The organism is Streptomyces sp. R818, assembly GCF_056172735.1.
The window spans coordinates 66,454-85,047 of sequence record NZ_JAOCNE010000001.1 but is presented as its reverse complement, the minus strand read 5'-3'; the positions used below and the strand labels follow the sequence as shown (position 1 = coordinate 85,047).

Here is an 18,594-nt window from a genome sequence, read left to right as displayed (position 1 = left end):
AATCGGCACCGGTCGTTCATACGGACCGGCCAAAAGCTTCACAGGTCGCGTCCGTCGCGCCCGGTGCCCCCCACGTAGCTCCAGCACACCACCTGAAGGCCCGATGCCGCCCACGCTCGCCTCCCTCGTCCACCACTCGTCGCTCAAACTCACCGTGCGCGCGGGCGAGGACCATCTGGACACCCCCGTCCGCTGGGCCCACGTGAGCGAACTCGCCGACCCCGTCCCCTACATGGAGGGCGGCGAGCTGCTGCTGATCACCGCCCTGAAGCTGGACGCCGAGGACCCCGAGGCGATGCGGCGGTACGTGAAACGGCTGACCGGCGCGGGCGTCGTCGGCCTCGGCTTCGCGGTCGGCGTCAATTACGACGCCGTACCCGAGGCACTCGTACGGGCGGCCGGGGAAGAGGGCCTGCCGCTGCTCGAAGTGCCGCCCCGCACGCCCTTCATCGCCATCAGCAAAGCCGTCTCCGCCGCCATCGCCGCCGATCAGTACCGGGCCGTCACCACCGGGTTCGCAGCCCAGCGCGAGCTGACCAAGCAGGCGCTGAGCGAGGGCCCCGAGGGGCTGCTCGCCGTGCTCGCGGGCCAGGTGAACGGGTGGGCGGCGCTCTACGACGCGTCCGGCGCCGTCGTCGCCACCGCCCCCGAGTGGGCGGGGCGCCGTGCCGCCCGGCTCACCGCCGACGTCGAACGGCTCCGGGAGCGGCCCGCGCCCGCCAGCGCCGTCGTCGCGGGCGGCGCCGACGACCGCGTCGAACTGCACTCCATCGGCACCGGACGGCGGGCCCGCGCCGCCCTCGCCGTCGGCACGGCCGCGGCCCTCGGCACCGCCGAGCGGTACGCGCTGCACTCCGCGATCGCCCTGCTCACCCTCGTCACCGAACGCTCGCGGGCGCTGTACGCGGCCGAGCAGCGGATCGGGGCGGCGGTGCTTCGGATGCTGCTCGCGGGGGAGCCGGATCATGCGCGGGCCGTCGCCGGGGATCTGTACGGGGCGCTGCTGGACGCGCCCTTCCGGATGGTGGCGGCCGAGGCGACGGCGCCGCCGCCGAACGGGGTGGCCGCGCCCACGGAGGCCTCGGCGGCGCCGGGGATGGCGTCGCTGCTCGGCGAGGCGATGACCGGGGCGTCCGGGGACCCGCTCTCCGTCCTGGCCGACGTCGTGGAGTCGGCGGCGGCGCGGGCGGGTGAGGCCGTGCTCGTCGTCCCCGACGGGGGGCGGAGTGTGCTGCTCGTCGTCGACGGGGGTGCGGCGGCGGAGGCGTGCGTCCAGTACGCGGAGGTGCTGGAGGCGACCCGGGCGGATGGCTCCGCGGCGGACGAGCTCGTCATCGGGTTCTCGGCGCCGGCCGGGCCGATCGCGGCGGTGACCGCGTTCAAGCAGGCGGAACAGGCGTTGTCGGTCGCTCGACGGCGAGGGCGGGTGCTTGTCGAGCACGAGGACGTGGTCGCCGGGTCGGTGTTGCCCTTGCTGGCGGACGACGCGGTGCGGGCGTTCGCGGACGGGTTGCTGCGGGCGCTCCGCGACCATGACGCGACGGGGCGCGGGGATCTTGTCGCCTCGCTGCGGGCGTGGCTGTCGCGGCACGGGCAGTGGGATGCGGCCGCTGCGGATCTCGGGGTCCATCGCCACACGCTGCGGTACCGGATGCGCCGGGTCGAGGAGATCCTGGGCCGCTCGCTGGACGACCCGGATGTCCGGATGGAGCTGTGGCTGGCGCTGAAGGCGACCGGGATCTGAGCTTTGTCGGGTGCGGGTCGTCAGTGGCTGGTCGCGCAGTTCCCCGCGCCCCTGGAATGCGCACTGCGTGCGGCATTCCCCCGTTGTCGACCGCGGGTCACGTCGTGGCTGGTCGCGCAGTTCCCCGCGCCCCTGAGATGCGCACTGCGTGCGCCATCTCAGGCCCCGCGTCCGAGCCGATCGCGCTCCGGTGCGGAGGCGCGGCGAAGCCGCATGCCACCAGGGGCGCGGGGAACTGCGCGACCAGCCACCACCCAGCCGCGCTCGGCGACGTACCGGCGGTCCTAGGCCGATCCGGCGAAGAGGGGGCGGTCGGCGCTCCATCTCGGCCAAGTCGTCACGCGCCCGGCCCCGCCTAACGTGAACCCGAACGAACACCCGCTTCGCGAAAGGCCGGTATCAGACATGACCGCCGCCCACACCCCCTTCTGGCTCGCCGGCCGCCAGGCCACCGGGGACGCCGCCTTCGACGTCACGAACTCCTACGACGGGCGACTCGTCGGCACGGTCAGCGTGCCGACCGAGGCACAGGTGGAAGAGGCCGTCAGCGCCGCGCACGCGATCCGCGAGGAGTTCGCCGCGACCCCGGCCCACGTCCGCGCGAAGGCGCTGAACCACGTCGCGGACCGCCTCGGCGAGCGGACGGAGGACATCGCGCGGCTGATCTCCGCCGAGAACGGCAAGCCGATCAAGTGGGCCAGGGGCGAGGTCGGCCGTGCGGTCAGCGTGTTCCGGTTCGCCGCCGAGGAGGCCCGCCGCTGGAACAGCGGTGACGCCCAGCGCCTCGACACCGACCAGGGCGGCACGGGCCGCCTCGCCCTGACCCGCCGCATCCCCAAGGGCGTCGTCCTCGGCATCGCCCCCTTCAACTTCCCGCTCAACCTGAGCGCCCACAAGGTCGCCCCGGCCCTCGCGGTCGGCGCCCCGATCATCCTCAAGCCCGCCCCGGCGACCCCGCTCTCCTCCCTCCTCCTCGGTGAACTGCTGGCCGAGACGGACCTCCCCGCGGGCTCCTGGTCGGTGCTGCCCGTCCCGAACGACCGGATGCCCGCCCTGGTCCAGGACGAGCGCCTCCCCGTCATCTCCTTCACCGGCTCGGGCCCCGTCGGCTACGCGATCATGGACAGCGTCCCGCGCAAGCACTGCACCCTCGAACTGGGCGGCAACGGCGCGGCGGTCGTCCTCGCCGACTACGCCTCCGAGGCCGACCTGGACTGGGCGGCGGGCCGCATCGCCACCTTCTCCAACTACCAGGGCGGCCAGTCCTGCATCTCCGTGCAGCGGGTCATCGCGGACGCCGCCGTGTACGACCGCCTGCTCCCGAAGATCGTCGCCGCCGTCGAGGCGCAGGTCACCGGCGACCCGGCCGACGACGCCACGGACGTGGGCCCGCTCGTGAGCGAGGACGCCGCCAAGCGCGTGGAGACGTGGGTCGGGGAGGCCGTGGACGCCGGCGCGTCCCTCCTCGCGGGCGGCAAGCGCGACGGCGCCACCTACGCGCCGACCGTCCTGGCCGACGTACCGGAGAACGTGACGATCTCCTGCGAGGAGGTCTTCGGCCCGGTCCTCACCGTCAGGAAGGTGGACGGGGAGGACGCGGCCTTCGCCGCCGTCAACGACTCCAAGTACGGCCTCCAGGCAGGCGTGTTCACGCACGACCTCCAGGCCGCGTTCCGCGCCCACCGCGCCCTCGAGGTCGGCGGCGTCGTCATCGGCGACGTCCCGTCCTACCGCGCCGACCAGATGCCGTACGGCGGCGCCAAGCAGTCCGGCGTCGGCCGCGAGGGCGTCCGCTACGCGATGGACGACTACACGTACGAGCGGGTCCTCGTCCTGACCGGGCTTGCCCTGTAGGGACGGGTCCGAGGGCGGACGGCCCGAGCCCACTGCGCGGGGCTCGGGCCGTTCGACGTCGCGCGAGGGCTGGCCGACCTGTCCCGGATCGGGTACATACGATCCAGTAGCACCAGCCGGTAACGGACCGGCCCGGTGCCCCCGACGCGCGGCGAGGTGAACCTCATGTCCGCAACACCACAGCCCCGGGCCAAGGTCTCCGAACGGGAGGCGCGGCAGGTCGCCGAGGCCGCCCGCGAGCAGGACTGGCGCAAGCCCAGCTTCGCCAAGGAGCTGTTCCTCGGCCGGTTCCGGCTCGACCTCGTCCATCCGCACCCGATGCCCCCCGACGAGGACGCGCGGCGCGGCGAGGCGTTCCTCGCCCAGTTGCACGACTTCTGCGAGACGAAGATCGACGCGGCCCGCATCGAGCGCGAGGCGCAGATCCCGGACGAGACGGTCAACGGGCTCAAGGAGCTCGGCGCGTTCGGCATGAAGATCGACCCGCAGTACGGCGGTCTCGGCCTGACGCAGGTGTACTACAACAAGGCGCTCGCCCTGGTCGGCTCGGCCAGCCCCGCCATCGGAGCACTGCTCTCGGCGCATCAGTCGATCGGCGTACCGCAGCCGCTGAAGATGTTCGGCACCCAGGAGCAGAAGGACGCGTTCCTGCCGCGGTGCGCCCGCACGGACATCAGCGCGTTCCTGCTGACCGAGCCGGACGTCGGCTCCGACCCCGCGCGCCTCGCCACCACCGCCGTGCCCGACGGCGACGACTACGTCCTCGACGGGGTCAAGCTGTGGACGACCAACGGGGTGGTCGCGGACCTCCTCGTCGTCATGGCCCGTGTCCCGAAGTCCGAGGGGCACCGGGGCGGCATCACCGCCTTCGTCGTCGAGGCCGCCGACGAGGGCATCACCGTCGAGAACCGCAACGCCTTCATGGGGCTGCGGGGCCTGGAGAACGGCGTCACCCGCTTCCATCGGGTACGGGTCCCCGCCGCCAACCGGATAGGGCCCGAGGGCGCCGGGCTGAAGATCGCCCTGACCACGCTCAACACCGGGCGCCTGTCGCTGCCCGCGATGTGCGTCGGCGCGGGGAAGTGGTGTCTGAAGATCGCCCGCGAATGGTCGGCGGCGCGCGAGCAGTGGGGCAAACCGGTCGCGTTCCACGAGGCGGTCGGCGCGAAGATCTCCTTCATCGCCGCCACCACCTTCGCCCTGGAGGCGGTCCTCGACCTCTCCTCCCAGATGGCCGACGAGGACCGCAACGACATCCGCATCGAGGCCGCCCTCGCCAAGCTGTACGGCTCCGAGATGGCCTGCCTGATGGCCGACGAACTCGTCCAGATCCGCGGCGGCCGCGGCTTCGAGACCGCCGAGTCCCTCGCGGCGCGCGGCGAACGCGCCGTCCCCGCCGAGCAGGTCCTGCGCGACCTGCGCATCAACCGCATCTTCGAGGGCTCGACGGAGATCATGCACCTGCTGATCGCCCGCGAGGCCGTCGACGCACACCTCTCCGTCGCCGGTGACCTCATCGACCCGGAGAAGTCCCTCACGGACAAGGCGAAGGCGGGCGCGAAGGCGGGCGGCTTCTACGCCAAGTGGCTGCCGAAGCTCGTCGCGGGGCCTGGCCAACTCCCGCGCTCCTACGCCGAGTTCCACCCGGAGGGCCACCCGGACCTCTCCACCCACCTGCGCTACGTCGAACGCTCCGCCCGCAAGCTCGCCCGCTCCACCTTCTACGCCATGTCCCGCTGGCAGGGCCGCATGGAGACCAAGCAGGGCTTCCTCGGCCGGATCGTCGACATCGGCGCCGAACTGTTCGCCATGAGCGCCGCCTGCGTCCGCGCCGAGCTCCTGCGCACCACCGAGCCCCACGGCCGCGAGGCCTACCAGCTCGCCGACGCCTTCTGCCGCCAGGCCCGCATCCGCGCCGACGAACTCTTCGAACGCCTGTGGACCAACACCGACGACCTGGACCGCAAGGTCGTCAAGGGCGTCCTCGGCGGCACGTACACCTGGCTGGAGAACGGCGTCGTCGACCCGAGCGGCGAGGGCCCGTGGATCGCGGACGCGACCCCCGGCGAGTCGAAACGGGAGAACGTCCACCGCCCGATCCGCTGACGCGACGGGGCCCGCGCGGCCGTGCGAGGTCCGCCAGTAGAGTCCGGCGGATCCGTCACCACGACACCGGGGGCCCCATGCGCGACGAGACGACATACCGCGACGACCTGGAACGCGGCTTCCTCGCCGAGAGCCGGCGGCTGCGCGGCCGCGGTCTGTTCCTGCTGTGGGCCGGCGGCCTGCTCTGGCTGTACGTCGTGCTCCGGCTCGTCCTGCCGTGGTCCGTCCTCGGCGCCGACCCGGACTGCGGCGCCCCGCTCTTCGAGCGGCTCGAACCCGGCAACGGAGACGGCGTCCGCAACCCGTGCTCGGTGGTCCCCTGGCCCACCCTCCTCGGCGTCCTCGCGGTCTCGGTACCCGTCCTGGTCACGGGCGCCGCCCTCTACGTACGAGGCACGGTGGCGGCCAATCTCAGCCATTACGTCCGCTCCATGACCCGGTGACGCCGGGCCCCCGGACCCGTACGGGCGCATCCTCGGGGCACCCTGTCAACCTCACAGGAACGCGGGGCGACAATAGGGCAATGACCGACAGCCCATCGCCGCTCGCCGATCCGCACCTCGTCTTCGACCCCGCGCCCGGCGACGCCCCCAGGGACATCGTTGTGCTCGGCTCGACGGGATCGATCGGCACGCAGGCCATCGACCTCGTGCTGCGCAACCCGGACCGCTTCCGCGTCACCGCCCTCAGCGCCGCGGGCGGCCGGGTCGACCTCCTCGCCGAGCAGGCGCACCAGCTGCGCGTCCGCACCGTCGCCGTCGCCCGCGAGGACGCCGTGCCCGCGCTGCGCGAGGCGCTGACCAAGCGGTACGGGGCCGGGGAGCCGCTCCCCGAACTCCTCGCCGGGCCCGACGCGGCCACCGAGGTCGCCGGGCGCGGTGACTGCCACACGGTCCTGAACGGCATCACCGGCTCCATCGGCCTCGCGCCGACGCTCGCCGCCCTCGAAGCGGGCCGCACCCTCGCCCTCGCCAACAAGGAGTCGCTGATCGTCGGCGGCCCCCTGGTGAAGGCGCTCGCCAAGCCGGGCCAGATCATCCCGGTCGACTCCGAGCACGCCGCCCTGTTCCAGGCGCTGGCCGCCGGAACCCGGGCCGACGTGCGCAAACTCGTCGTCACCGCGTCCGGAGGACCGTTCCGCGGCCGGACGAAGGCGGACCTGGCGAACGTCACCGTCGAGGACGCGCTCGCGCACCCCACCTGGGCGATGGGCCCGGTCATCACGGTCAACTCGGCGACCCTGGTCAACAAGGGCCTTGAGGTCATCGAGGCGCACCTGCTCTACGACATCCCCTTCGACCGCATCGAGGTCGTCGTCCACCCGCAGTCCTACGTGCACTCCATGGTCGAGTACACCGACGGCTCCTCGATCCTCCAGGCGACCCCGCCCGACATGCGCGGCCCCATCGCCATCGGCCTCGGCTGGCCCGAGCGGATCCCCGACGCGGCGCCCGCCTTCGACTGGACGAAGGCGTCGAGCTGGGAGTTCTACCCCCTCGACAACGACGCGTTCCCGTCGGTGAACCTTGCCCGTCACGTCGGGCAGCTCGCGGGCACGGCCCCGGCGGTGTTCAATGCCGCCAACGAGGAGTGCGTGGACGCCTTCCTGAAGGGCGCCCTGCCGTTCAACGGGATCATGGAGACCGTCACCCGGGTCGTCGAGGAACACGGCGCCCCTTCCGCGGCGGCGGGAACTTCCCTGACCGTCGCGGACGTCCTCGAAGCGGAGACCTGGGCGCGCGCCCGGGCCCGTGAACTGACCGACCGGGACGAGGCAGCCGCGGAGGCTCGTGCATGACGACCTTGATGATCATCCTGGGCGTAGTCGTCTTCGTGGTGGGCCTGCTCATCTCCATCGCCTGGCACGAGCTGGGCCACCTGTCGACGGCGAAGATGTTCGGCATCCGCGTCCCGCAGTACATGGTGGGCTTCGGACCCACCCTCTTCTCGCGGAAGAAGGGCGAGACCGAGTACGGCGTCAAGGCGATCCCGCTCGGCGGCTACATCCGCATGATCGGCATGTTCCCGCCCGGCGAGGACGGCCGGATCGAGGCCCGCTCGACCTCCCCGTTCCGTTCGATGGTCGAGGACGCGCGCGCCGCCGCGTTCGAGGAGGTCCGGCCCGGCGACGAGACCCGCCTCTTCTACACGCGCAAGCCCTGGAAGCGCGTCATCGTGATGTTCGCGGGCCCGTTCATGAACCTGATCCTGGCGGTCGGCCTGTTCTTCACGGTCCTGATGGGCTTCGGCATCCAGCAGCAGACGAACATGGTCGAGTCCGTCTCGAAGTGCGTCATCGACGCCAGCGCCCACCGTGACCACTGCGAGGCGTCCGACGCCGAGTCCCCGGCCGCCGCCGCGGGCCTGAAGGCCAAGGACAGAATCGTCTCCTTCGACGGCGTCACCACGGACAAGTGGAACGTCCTGTCCGACAAGATCCGCGAGAGCGCCGGCAAGACGGTCCCGATCGTCGTCGAGCGCGACGGGCAGCGGAAGACGCTGACCGCGAAGATCGCCACGAACACGGTCGCGAAGAAGGACGCCAGCGGCCAGATCGTCGACGGCTACGTCCAGGCCGGCTTCCTCGGCTTCACCGCCGCCACCGGCGTCGTCCACCAGGACTTCGGCGAGTCCGTGACCTGGATGGGCGACCGGGTCGGCGACGCCGTCGACTCCATCATCGCCCTCCCGGCGAAGATCCCCGCCCTGTGGGACGCGGCCTTCGGCGACGGCCCGCGCGAGCAGGACTCCCCGATGGGCGTGGTCGGCGCGGCCCGCGTCGGCGGCGACATCGCGGCGCTCGACATCCCGGCGACGCAGAAGGTCGCGATGTCGCTGATGCTGGTAGCGGGCTTCAACCTCTCCCTGTTCCTCTTCAACATGCTGCCGCTGCTGCCGCTCGACGGCGGGCACATCGCGGGCGCCCTGTGGGAGGCGCTGCGGCGCAACCTCGCCCGCGTCTTCCGCCGCCCCGACCCGGGCCCGTTCGATGTGGCGAAGCTCATGCCCGTCGCGTACGTGGTCGCCGGGATCTTCGTCTGCTTCACGATCCTCGTCCTCATCGCGGACGTGGTGAATCCGGTGAAAATCTCCTGATCCCGTAGGACATGAGGCGGCCGGGCACCCTATGTGTCCGGCCGCCCCTCTTTGGGTGGATGTACGGGGCGCAGTGTGCTCGGGCGCGCGCCGGTGACGTAATCTCGGAAGCCTCTGGACTCGATCCTCGATCCATACCTTGGGGTTGCACAGCAGATGACTGCGATTTCACTCGGCATGCCGGATGTACCGCTCAAGCTCGCCGAGCGGCGCAAGAGCCGGCAGATCCAGGTCGGCACGGTCGCCGTCGGCGGTGACGCCCCGGTCTCCGTGCAGTCGATGACGACGACGCGTACGTCCGACATCGGAGCCACCCTCCAGCAGATCGCCGAGCTGACCGCCTCCGGCTGCCAGATCGTGCGCGTCGCCTGCCCGACGCAGGACGACGCCGACGCGCTGCCGATCATCGCCAGGAAGTCGCAGATCCCGGTCATCGCCGACATCCACTTCCAGCCGAAGTACGTCTTCGCCGCCATCGAGGCGGGCTGCGCGGCCGTCCGGGTCAACCCGGGCAACATCAAGCAGTTCGACGACAAGGTCAAGGAGATCGCCAAGGCGGCCCGTGACCACGGCACCCCGATCCGCATCGGGGTCAACGCGGGCTCCCTCGACCGGCGCCTGCTCCAGAAGTACGGCAAGGCGACCCCCGAGGCGCTCGCCGAGTCGGCCCTGTGGGAGGCGTCGCTCTTCGAGGAGCACGACTTCCGGGACATCAAGATCTCGGTCAAGCACAACGACCCCGTCGTGATGGTCAACGCGTACCGGCTGCTCGCCGAGCAGTGCGACTACCCGCTCCACCTGGGTGTGACGGAGGCGGGGCCCGCCTTCCAGGGCACGATCAAGTCGGCCGTCGCGTTCGGGGCGCTGCTCTCCGAGGGCATCGGCGACACCATCCGCGTCTCCCTCTCGGCCCCGCCGGTCGAGGAGATCAAGGTCGGCAACCAGATCCTCGAATCCCTGGGTCTGCGCCCGCGCCGCCTGGAGATCGTCTCCTGCCCGTCCTGCGGGCGGGCGCAGGTGGACGTCTACAAGCTGGCGGAGGAGGTCACGGCCGGCCTCGACGGTATGGAGGTGCCGCTCCGCGTCGCCGTCATGGGCTGCGTGGTGAACGGCCCGGGCGAGGCCCGCGAGGCCGACCTCGGTGTCGCCTCCGGCAACGGCAAGGGCCAGATCTTCGTCAAGGGCGAGGTCATCAAGACCGTCCCCGAGTCGAAGATCGTGGAGACGCTGATCGAGGAGGCGATGAAGATCGCCGAGCAGATGGAGAAGGACGGCGTGGCCTCCGGCGAGCCGACCGTGGCCATCGCGGGCTGACATCGTCTCGGCCCGCTCCCGCCCCGTCCGGCAGCCGTCCGACTGCGGGCCTCGCGGTGGCTGGCCGCGCCGTTCCCCGCGCCCCCGGGATGCGCACTGCGTGCAGCCCTCAACCCGGCAGTCGTTCGGCTGCGGGCCTCGCCGTGGCTGGTCGCGCCGTTCCCCGCGCCCCTGGGAATGCGCACTGCGTGCGGCATTCCATCCGGTAGTCGTCCGGGCGCGGGCCTCGCCGTGGTTGCTCGCGCAGTTCCCCGCGCCCCTGAAGGCCTGCGGCTGCGCCGCGCCTCCTCCGACGACGCGCCCTGCGATGACGCACGAAGTGCGCACCGCAGGGGCGCGGGGAACGGCGCGACTAGCCACGGCGGTGGTGCGGTCGAAAGGGACCGGTATGGGGCAGACGCCCGGAGGGGCGCGGGGAACTGCGCGAGCAGCCACGAGGGTGGTGCGGTCGAATGAGGCTGGTATGGGGCAGACGCTCCGAGGGGCGCGGGGAACGGCGCGACTAGCCACGACGGTGGCGCGGTCGAATGAGGCCGGTATGGGGCAGACGCCCGGAGGGGCGCGGGGAACTGCGCGAGCAGCCACGACGGTGGTGCGGTCGAATGAGGCCGGCATGGGGCAGACGCTCCGAGGGGCGCGGGGAACTGCGCGACTAGCCACGACGGTGGCGCGGTCGAATGAGGCCGGCATGGGGCAGATGCCCCGAGGGGCGCGGGGAACTGCGCGAGCAGTCGGCCCGGCGGGGAGGCCGGGGAACGATCGCTCGGCGCCGCCCCAAGGCACGCCTCACGCGTGACCCGCCCCCACCGGGGCACACGACCCCGGTCCGGAAGACCCCGGCCAGGGCAGAGGCGGCTCAAATCACCGGCAGGTACAGTGCGGAGATCAGCGGCCCACCCGAGCCCAGCTCAAAACCCCGGCCCGCAACTGACCCACCCGAGCCCAGCTCAAAACCCCGGCCCGCACCTGACCCGCCCCATAAAAAGGCCCGCCCGTGTTGACTCAGACCACCACCCGGGTCCTCGAACCGAGTGACCTGGACGCCGCGCTCGCCGTGCTTGACCGCGAGCCCGTCGCCAACGCCTTCGTGACGGCCCGCGTCCGCATCGCGGGCCTGGACCCGTGGCGGCTCGGCGGCGAGATGTGGGGCTGGTACGAGGACGGCATGCTGGAGTCCCTCTGCTACGCGGGCGCGAACCTGGTCCCGATCTGCGCGACGGACCGCGCGGTCCGCGGCTTCGCCGACAGAGCGCGCCGCGCGGGCCGCCGCTGCTCCTCGATCGTCGGCCCGGCGCAGCCGACCGCCCTGCTCTGGCGGCTCCTCGAACACAGCTGGGGCCCGGCCCGCGACGTCCGCCCCCACCAGCCCCTCATGGTGACCGACCGGATGCCCGCCGACATCGCCCCGGACCCGTACGTCCGCCGCATCCGCAAGGACGAGATGGACGCGATCATGCCGGCGTGCGTGGCGATGTTCACCGAGGAGGTCGGCGTCTCCCCGCTGGCCGGCGACGGCGGCCTGCTCTACCAGGCGCGCGTCGCCGAACTGGTCGGCTCGGGCCGTTCCTTCGCCCGCCTCGACGAACACGGCAAGGTCATATTCAAGGCGGAGATCGGCGCCGCGACCGACCAGGCGTGCCAGATCCAGGGCGTCTGGGTCGCCCCGGAGCACCGCGGCCGCGGCCTCGCCGCCCCCGGCATGGCAGCGGTCCTGCGCTACGCCCTCGCCGACGTCGCCCCCGTCGTCAGCCTCTACGTCAACGACTTCAACACCCCGGCCCGTGCCGCGTACCGCCGGGTGGGCTTCGAAGAGGTCGGCGCGTTCATGAGCGTCCTCTTCTGAGCCTCCTCGGAGCTTCCCCTCCGAGCCTCCTGAAGCCCCCTCTTCTGAGCCTCCTCCGCTGAGAAACCGTCCCCGGGGTACCCTCCGGGCATGCCGCACCGGAACCGTACGGACGACACCGCCGTCACCATCGGCCCCCTCGATCTGCAGGCCCGCGTCGACGAGGCGCTCGCCGTCCAGGCGCACGCGTTCGGCCTGAGCGACGAGGAGATCGCCGTACGCCGCCAGATCGTGCTGCGCCACATCACATACGCGGGCGCCCGCGCGCTCGGCGCGACCACGGAGACCGGCCGCCTGGTCGGCTTCGTCTACGGGATGCCGAATGACCGCACCCACTGGTGGTCCACGGTCGTCGAGCCGTACCTGCGCGCCCGTGGCCACGACGAGTGGCTTGACGACTCCTTCGTCATCACGGAGCTGCACGTCCACCCCGGCTACCAGAACCGCGGTGTCGGCCGCCGCCTCATCACCACCATCACCGACGGCGCCACCCAGCCCCGCTCGATCCTCTCCGCGATCGACTTCGACAGCCCGGCCCGCGGCCTGTACCGCTCCCTCGGCTACGAGGACCTGGCCCGCCAGGTCCTCTTCCCGAGCGCCCCGAGGCCGTACGCGGTGATGGGCGCCCCGCTCCCACTCCTGCGCTGAGCCGGAACCGATTTCCGGCGGCGCCACCCGCCCGGCTAACCTCCTGAGCACAACCCTTTCGTCGCAGGAGTCAAGAATCATGGCCAAGGTCCAGGTCCAGCGCATGTCCCGGTTGATGGTGAAGACACTGCGCGACGACCCGGCGGACGCCGAGGTGCTGAGCCACAAGCTCCTGGTCCGCGCCGGTTTCGTGCGTCGTACCGCCGCCGGTGTCTGGTCTTGGCTGCCGCTCGGCCGCAGGGTCTACGCCAACGTGGAGCGCGTCGTCCGCGAGGAGATGGACGCCATCGGCGCCCAGGAGGTCCTCCTCCCCGCCCTCCTGCCCAAGGAGCCCTACGAGGCGACCGGCCGCTGGGAGGAGTACGGCGCCGAGCTGTTCCGCCTCAACGACCGCAAGGGCGGCGACTACCTCCTCGGCCCGACGCACGAGGAGATCTTCACCCAGCTGGTCAAGGACCAGTGCACGTCCTACAAGGACCTGCCGGTGATCCTCTACCAGATCCAGACGAAGTACCGCGACGAGGCGCGCCCCCGCGCGGGCATCCTGCGCGGCCGCGAGTTCCAGATGAAGGACTCCTACTCCTTCGACCTGACCGACGAGGGCCTCGCCGAGTCCTACGCCCTGCACCGCGCCGCCTACCAGCGCATCTTCGAGCGCCTCGGCCTCGACTACCGCATCTGCGCCGCCACCGCGGGCGCCATGGGCGGCTCGAAGTCGGAGGAGTTCCTCGCCCCGGCCGGCGCCGGTGAGGACACCTTCGCCGACTGCCCGCACTGCGACTACGCGGCCAACACCGAGGCCGTCACGTACCCCCTGAAGCCGGTCGACGCCGCCGACGCGCCCGCGCTCGAGGAGATCCCCACGCCCGACACCCCGACCATCGAGACGCTCGCCGCGTACCTCGACGTCCCGGCGTCGGCCACGCTGAAGAACCTCCTGGTCAAGGTGGACGGCGAGATCGTCGCCGTCGGCGTCCCCGGCGACCGTGAGGTCGACATGGACAAGGTCGAGGCGCACTTCTCCCCGGCCGCCGTCGAGCTGGTCACGGCCGAGGACTTCGAGGGCCGCGACGACCTCGTCCGCGGCTACGTCGGCCCGCAGGGCCTGGAGAAGGTCAGCTACCTCGCCGACCCGCGCGTCGCCCCCGGCACCGCCTGGATCACCGGCGCCAACAAGTCCGGCGTCCACGCGAAGAACGTCGTCGCGGGCCGTGACTTCGAGGTCTCCGAGTACGTCGATGTCGTCGTGGTGGAAGAGGGCGACCCCTGCCCCAAGTGCGGGACGGGGCTCAAGCTGGACCGCGCCATCGAGATCGGCCACATCTTCCAGCTCGGCCGCAAGTACGCCGACGCCTTCCAGCTCGACGTCCTCGGCCAGAACGGCAAGCCGGTCCGCGTGACCATGGGCTCGTACGGCATCGGCGTCTCGCGCGCCGTCGCCGCCCTCGCCGAGCAGCACGCCGACGACAAGGGCCTCATCTGGCCCGAGGAGATCGCCCCGGCCGACGTCCACGTCGTCGCGGCGGGCAAGGCGCTCCAGACCGAGCTGGCCCTGGAGGTCTCCGAGAAGCTGGCCGAGGCCGGTGTCCGCGTCCTGGTCGACGACCGTCCCGGCATCTCGCCCGGCGTGAAGTTCACCGACTCCGAGCTGATCGGCGTGCCGAAGATCCTGGTCGCGGGCCGCCGCAGCGCCGACGGCGTCGTGGAGCTGAAGGACCGCCGCACCGGCGAGCGCGAGGAGCTGACGGTCGAGGAGGCCGTCGCCCGCCTCACCGCGTAAGCACCGAGTCGACGAGGAAGCGCCCCGGGTCTTCGGAACCCGGGGCGCTTCCTCGTCGCAAGACCTCTCAGAGCCAGCCCGCGAACTCCAGCAGGTTCTCCCCGTCCCGCTCACGCCCCACCCGCAGCGCCCGCACCCCGGACTCCACCGCCCGGAACAGCGTCCAGCCGCGCAGCCGCTCCTGGTCCACGTCCAGCGACTCGGCGAGGCGCTTCACCCGGCGGCGCGTGATCGCGGGACCGGACGGGGAGCCGATCAGGTCCTCGACGCGGTCGCGCACGAGCCGCGCCAGATCGAAGGCCCGCTCGCCGACGACCGGGTCAGGGCCGATGGCCAGCCACGGCATCCGCTCGCCGGACAGCACCTTGGACTGCCGGAACGTACCGTGCAGGAGCCGCACCTCGGGCGGGTCCCCGACGAGCGCCGCGCGGGCCTCCAACGCCGCCTCGACCAGCGGCGCGACCTCGGGGAACGCGGCCACGCCCGCCTGCATCGCCGTCGCCTGGCGGCCCGTGCGCTCGGGCACGGTCTCGCAGTTGCGCCCGGCGGGCGGCTCGGTCCACAGGCGGCGCAGCGTCCCCGCCGCCTCCAGGAGCGCCTTCGCCTCCGGCAGCGTCCGCACCGAGACCTCGGGGTGCAGCCGCTCCAGGAGCAGCGCCCCGTCGTCGCACCCGGGGTCGAGCAGGCGCACCGCGCCGAACCCGTCCCACCGCGTGAGCGCCGCCCGCTCCGCCTCGGGGCGGAACCGCTCCGGGGCCAGCTTCAGGATCGCGGGCGAGCCGTCCGCCGTACGGACCTGGGCGACCAGGCTGCTGCGCCCGCCGGGCAGATGCACCCGCTCGACGGTCACCTCACGCCGCGCCGCGGCCTCGGCGAGCAGGGCCCCGACCCGGCCGAGCCAGGCCGTCGCCCCGTCGTCGCGCACCTCGCCGAGCGCGTTCACCAGTCGCTGCGGAGGTTCGAAAGCCATGCGCGAGAGATCCCTTCCACACCAACTGCCCGGCCGCTGAAGTGCAGCGACCGCACCGACGGCCCGGCCGCCGACACACAGCGACCGCACCACTTGCCCGGCCGCTGAGATCCAGCGGCCGCTTACGTACGCGGCGCCGCCGTGGGGGTCGCGGAGGGCACCGCGGCCCGTTCGGCGAGCCCAGGGAAGGCTACGCTCCCGCCGCGCCAGCGCACCGCACGGACCGCCGCCTCGCGCAGCGCGTCCGCCGCGGCCCGGCGCCGGGTGCCGCTCGCCGCGCGGACGAGGTCCGAGTAGGCCCCGGCGACCTTGTCCTCGATGTCGGCGGCGAGCCGGGCCGCCGCGGCCGGGTCCGGCACCGGGAAGGGGAGCGCGTACGCCCCCGCGGACTCCTCGGGCGTGCCGCCCAGGTCCCGTACGGTGCGCCGCAGCTCGTCCCGGCGCGCGCGGTGCGCGTCGTACGCGGCTTTCGCCTCCGCGCGCCGGCCCTCGCGCGCCCGGCCGCCGACGACTCCGTAGCCGTAGACGGCCGCGTGCTCGGCGCGCAGGGCCGCCTGCACCGCCGCGAGCAGCGCCTTGTCGCTCTCCGTGTCGCTCATCCCCGTAAGCCTTCCCGTCAGCCGTCAGGCGTCTTCTGTCAGCAGGTACGCGTGCCCGGCGCCGGCCGCCGCCACCGAGGCCAGCAGCCGCGCCTGTTCGGCGGGCGTGTCGGGGTCGGCGAGCGCCGTCATCCGCCGGTCCGACAGCGCCCGCTCGGCCGCCGCCAGCGCCTTCAGCACGTCCTCCTCGGCGACCGGGGGAGTGCTGGCGGAGGGCTTGAGCGCCTTGGGCCGTGCCGCGCCGCCGAACGCCTGGACGTGCCGCTCGACCTCCGCGCGCAGCGGGCCGAGCCGCGCCGCGAGCCCGGGGTGCGCGGTGAGCACCTGGTCGTACTGGCCGAGCAGATCGGCGCTCTCCCGGGCCGCCCGCGCCCGGACCCGCTTGACCTGCGAGAGGGAGGGCGCGCCCTGGGCGCCGTCGTCGCCGCCGCTCGAACAGCCGGTCAGGAGCGCGGCCCCGGCCAGCGAGGTGAACAGGGTCCTGCGGCGTGGCCCCCGTGGGGCCTCAGCGGTGAGCGGCACGGGCGGTCGTCCTCGGCAGACTGGGGCGGTTTCGGCACGACCGGGACGGCGCGGCCGGTGATCACCGTACCGTCGCCGCACGCCCGGTGGACCGCAACACCCCCCTGGACCGGATACCCTTTGACCTGACGCGCATGAAATGCCGACACACCACAACAGCACACGCGGCCGAGGAGTCACCCGGATGAGCACGACCCAGAACGAGAGGCTGCGGGAACTACTGGAACCGCTCGTCAGCTCACAGGGGCTCGACCTCGAAGAGATCGAGATCGCCTCGGTAGGACGCAAGCGGGTGCTGCGCGTCGTCGTCGACTCCTACGAGGGGGCCGACCTCGACAAGGTCGCCGATGTGAGCCGCGCGCTCTCGGCGAAGCTCGACGAGACGGACGCCATGGGTGACGGCGAGTACGAGCTGGAGGTCGGGACACCGGGCGCCGAGCGCGCCCTCACCGAGCACCGCCACTACGTCCGCGCGACGGACCGCCTCGTGAAGTTCCAGCTCAGCGACGACTCCGAGCTGGTCGCGCGCATCATCGAGGTCGACGACGACGGCCTCGACCTCGAAGTACCGGGCGTGAAGGGCCGCAAGGCCACCGCCCGACGGCTCGCCTTCAGTGACATCGCCAAGGCGCGGGTCCAGGTCGAGTTCAACCGCAAGAACAAGAACGACGCATCAGAAGCAGAGGAGGCGTAGCCGTGGACATCGACATGAGTGCCCTGCGGGGTCTGGTCCGGGAGAAGGAGATCTCCTTCGATCTGCTGGTCGAGGCGATCGAGTCGGCCCTCCTCATCGCCTACCACCGCACCGACGGCAGTTTCCGCCGCGCACGCGTGAAGCTGGACCGCGAGAGCGGCCACGTGACGGTCTGGGTGACGGAGGACCCGGCGGACCTCGAAGAGGGTCAGGAGGCCAAGGAGTTCGACGACACCCCGTCCGACTTCGGCCGCATCGCCGCCACCACCGCCAAGCAGGTCATCCTGCAGCGCCTGCGCGACGCGCAGGACGACGCGACGCTCGGCGAGTACGCCGGCCGCGAGGGCGACATCGTGATGGGCGTGGTCCAGCAGGGCCGCGACCCGAAGAACGTCCTGGTCGACATCGGCAAGCTGGAAGCGATCCTGCCGGTGCAGGAGCAGGTGCCGGGCGAGGAGTACCCGCACGGCATGCGCCTGCGCAGTTACGTCGTCCGCGTCGCCAAGGGTGTGCGCGGCCCGTCCGTGACCCTGTCGCGCACCCACCCCAGCCTGGTGAAGAAGCTCTTCGCCCTGGAGGTGCCGGAGATCGCCGACGGCTCGGTGGAGATCAGCGCCATCGCGCGCGAGGCCGGCCACCGTACGAAGATCGCCGTGCGGTCGACGCGCAGCGGGCTCAACGCCAAGGGCGCCTGCATCGGCCCGATGGGCGGCCGTGTGCGCAACGTCATGGGTGAGCTGAACGGCGAGAAGATCGACATCGTCGACTGGTCGGACGACCCGGCGGAGATGGTCGCCAACGCGCTCTCGCCGGCCCGCGTCTCCAAGGTCGAGATCGTCGACCTCGGCGCCCGCTCCGCGCGCGTGACGGTCCCCGACTACCAGCTCTCCCTCGCCATCGGCAAGGAGGGGCAGAACGCCCGGCTGGCGGCCCGGCTCACCGGCTGGCGCATCGACATCCGCCCCGACACCGAGCAGGGCGCGGAATAAATCCGGGCGCTCCGCGCTTGGACCACGACAGTATGTGACGACGGGCGTGGCGACGATGTGGCGCCCGTCTGTGACAAGAAACAGCCGTTCGATTCTTGCCCCGAAAGGGGTGAGGTCGGTACGGGGAGGTAGACTTAAGCGTGTCTGGCCGGACGCATGCCCGCGCATGCCCTGAGCGAACCTGTGTGGGATGCCGGGAGCGAGCGGCCAAGAGCGATCTGCTGCGGATCGTGGTGACCGAGGGCCGATGTGTCCCCGATGATCGCGGTACGCTGCCCGGCCGGGGTGCCTACGTGCACCCCGCCCTGGTCTGTCTCGACCTGGCGGTCCGCCGCCGGGCGTTCCAGCGGGCCTACAAGGCCCCTGGACCGTTCGACACGGAGGCGCTCCGCCACCGGATCGAGCAGGCGACACCGTAAGAAGCGCCGCACGGAG

16 protein-coding genes are annotated in these 18,594 nt (G+C 72.2%); 13 read left to right on the top strand and 3 right to left on the bottom strand.

Annotated features, from left to right (window positions below; all coding sequences use genetic code 11):
* Positions 1–103: 103 nt before the first annotated feature.
* The 10 genes from N5I75_RS00330 (at position 104) to N5I75_RS00285 (ending at position 14,385) form a co-directional block, all read left to right on the top strand.
* Positions 104–1,744, top strand: a complete 1,641-nt coding sequence (locus N5I75_RS00330) for a PucR family transcriptional regulator (RefSeq protein WP_476673036.1) — start codon at positions 104–106, stop codon at positions 1,742–1,744.
* Between the two features lie 405 nt (positions 1,745–2,149).
* Positions 2,150–3,598, top strand: coding sequence for an aldehyde dehydrogenase family protein (locus tag N5I75_RS00325; RefSeq protein WP_476673034.1), 1,449 nt, complete (start codon positions 2,150–2,152; stop codon positions 3,596–3,598).
* A gap of 165 nt (positions 3,599–3,763) precedes the next feature.
* On the top strand, positions 3,764–5,704 hold the full coding sequence (locus N5I75_RS00320) for an acyl-CoA dehydrogenase family protein (protein ID WP_476673032.1): 1,941 nt from the start codon (positions 3,764–3,766) through the stop codon (positions 5,702–5,704).
* Between the two features lie 77 nt (positions 5,705–5,781).
* The gene (locus N5I75_RS00315; RefSeq protein ID WP_476673030.1) at positions 5,782–6,147 is read left to right on the top strand and encodes a hypothetical protein; all 366 of its coding nucleotides are present in this window, start codon (positions 5,782–5,784) and stop codon (positions 6,145–6,147) included.
* Between the two features lie 80 nt (positions 6,148–6,227).
* Entirely contained in the window at positions 6,228–7,502 is a 1,275-nt protein-coding gene (dxr, locus tag N5I75_RS00310; protein ID WP_476673028.1) for a 1-deoxy-D-xylulose-5-phosphate reductoisomerase, read from the top strand.
* The gene (locus tag N5I75_RS00305) at positions 7,499–8,800 is read left to right on the top strand and encodes a M50 family metallopeptidase (protein ID WP_476673026.1); all 1,302 of its coding nucleotides are present in this window, start codon (positions 7,499–7,501) and stop codon (positions 8,798–8,800) included. Before dxr ends, N5I75_RS00305 begins: the two co-directional genes overlap by 4 nt.
* Before the next feature lie 156 nt (positions 8,801–8,956).
* Positions 8,957–10,114 (top strand): flavodoxin-dependent (E)-4-hydroxy-3-methylbut-2-enyl-diphosphate synthase, encoded by a 1,158-nt coding sequence (gene ispG, locus N5I75_RS00300; protein ID WP_476673024.1) that lies wholly within the window; start codon positions 8,957–8,959, stop codon positions 10,112–10,114.
* 994 nt (positions 10,115–11,108) lie between these two features.
* Positions 11,109–11,957 carry a GNAT family N-acetyltransferase gene (locus N5I75_RS00295; protein ID WP_476673022.1) on the top strand — a complete coding sequence of 283 codons (849 nt, stop codon included), beginning with the start codon at positions 11,109–11,111 and terminating at the stop codon, positions 11,955–11,957.
* Between the two features lie 90 nt (positions 11,958–12,047).
* The gene (locus N5I75_RS00290; RefSeq protein WP_476673020.1) at positions 12,048–12,605 is read left to right on the top strand and encodes a GNAT family N-acetyltransferase; all 558 of its coding nucleotides are present in this window, start codon (positions 12,048–12,050) and stop codon (positions 12,603–12,605) included.
* A 79-nt stretch (positions 12,606–12,684) separates the two neighbouring features.
* Entirely contained in the window at positions 12,685–14,385 is a 1,701-nt protein-coding gene (locus tag N5I75_RS00285; protein ID WP_476673018.1) for a proline--tRNA ligase, read from the top strand.
* 67 nt (positions 14,386–14,452) lie between these two features.
* On the opposite strand, the gene N5I75_RS00280 is transcribed toward N5I75_RS00285, so the two are convergent.
* The 3 genes from N5I75_RS00280 to N5I75_RS00270 all read right to left on the bottom strand — a co-directional run bounded on the left by N5I75_RS00280 (position 14,453) and on the right by N5I75_RS00270 (position 16,476).
* Positions 14,453–15,355, bottom strand: a complete 903-nt coding sequence (locus N5I75_RS00280) for an aminoglycoside phosphotransferase family protein (RefSeq protein WP_476673016.1) — start codon at positions 15,353–15,355, stop codon at positions 14,453–14,455.
* A gap of 122 nt (positions 15,356–15,477) precedes the next feature.
* A complete protein-coding gene (locus N5I75_RS00275; RefSeq protein WP_476673014.1) occupies positions 15,478–15,954 on the bottom strand; it encodes a ferritin-like domain-containing protein in 477 nt (158 codons plus the stop codon).
* Between the two features lie 24 nt (positions 15,955–15,978).
* On the bottom strand, positions 15,979–16,476 hold the full coding sequence (locus N5I75_RS00270) for a hypothetical protein (protein ID WP_476673012.1): 498 nt from the start codon (positions 16,474–16,476) through the stop codon (positions 15,979–15,981).
* A gap of 184 nt (positions 16,477–16,660) precedes the next feature.
* On the opposite strand from N5I75_RS00270, the gene rimP reads away from it, so the two are divergent.
* From rimP to N5I75_RS00255, 3 genes are all read left to right on the top strand, one after another.
* The gene (rimP, locus tag N5I75_RS00265; RefSeq protein ID WP_476673010.1) at positions 16,661–17,170 is read left to right on the top strand and encodes a ribosome maturation factor RimP; all 510 of its coding nucleotides are present in this window, start codon (positions 16,661–16,663) and stop codon (positions 17,168–17,170) included.
* Positions 17,171–17,172: 2 nt separating this feature from the next.
* Positions 17,173–18,159, top strand: a complete 987-nt coding sequence (nusA, locus tag N5I75_RS00260; protein ID WP_476673008.1) for a transcription termination factor NusA — start codon at positions 17,173–17,175, stop codon at positions 18,157–18,159.
* Positions 18,160–18,299: 140 nt separating this feature from the next.
* Positions 18,300–18,578: a YlxR family protein gene (locus tag N5I75_RS00255; RefSeq protein ID WP_399066470.1), complete on the top strand. Its 279-nt coding sequence runs from the start codon at positions 18,300–18,302 to the stop codon at positions 18,576–18,578.
* Positions 18,579–18,594: the final 16 nt, after the last annotated feature.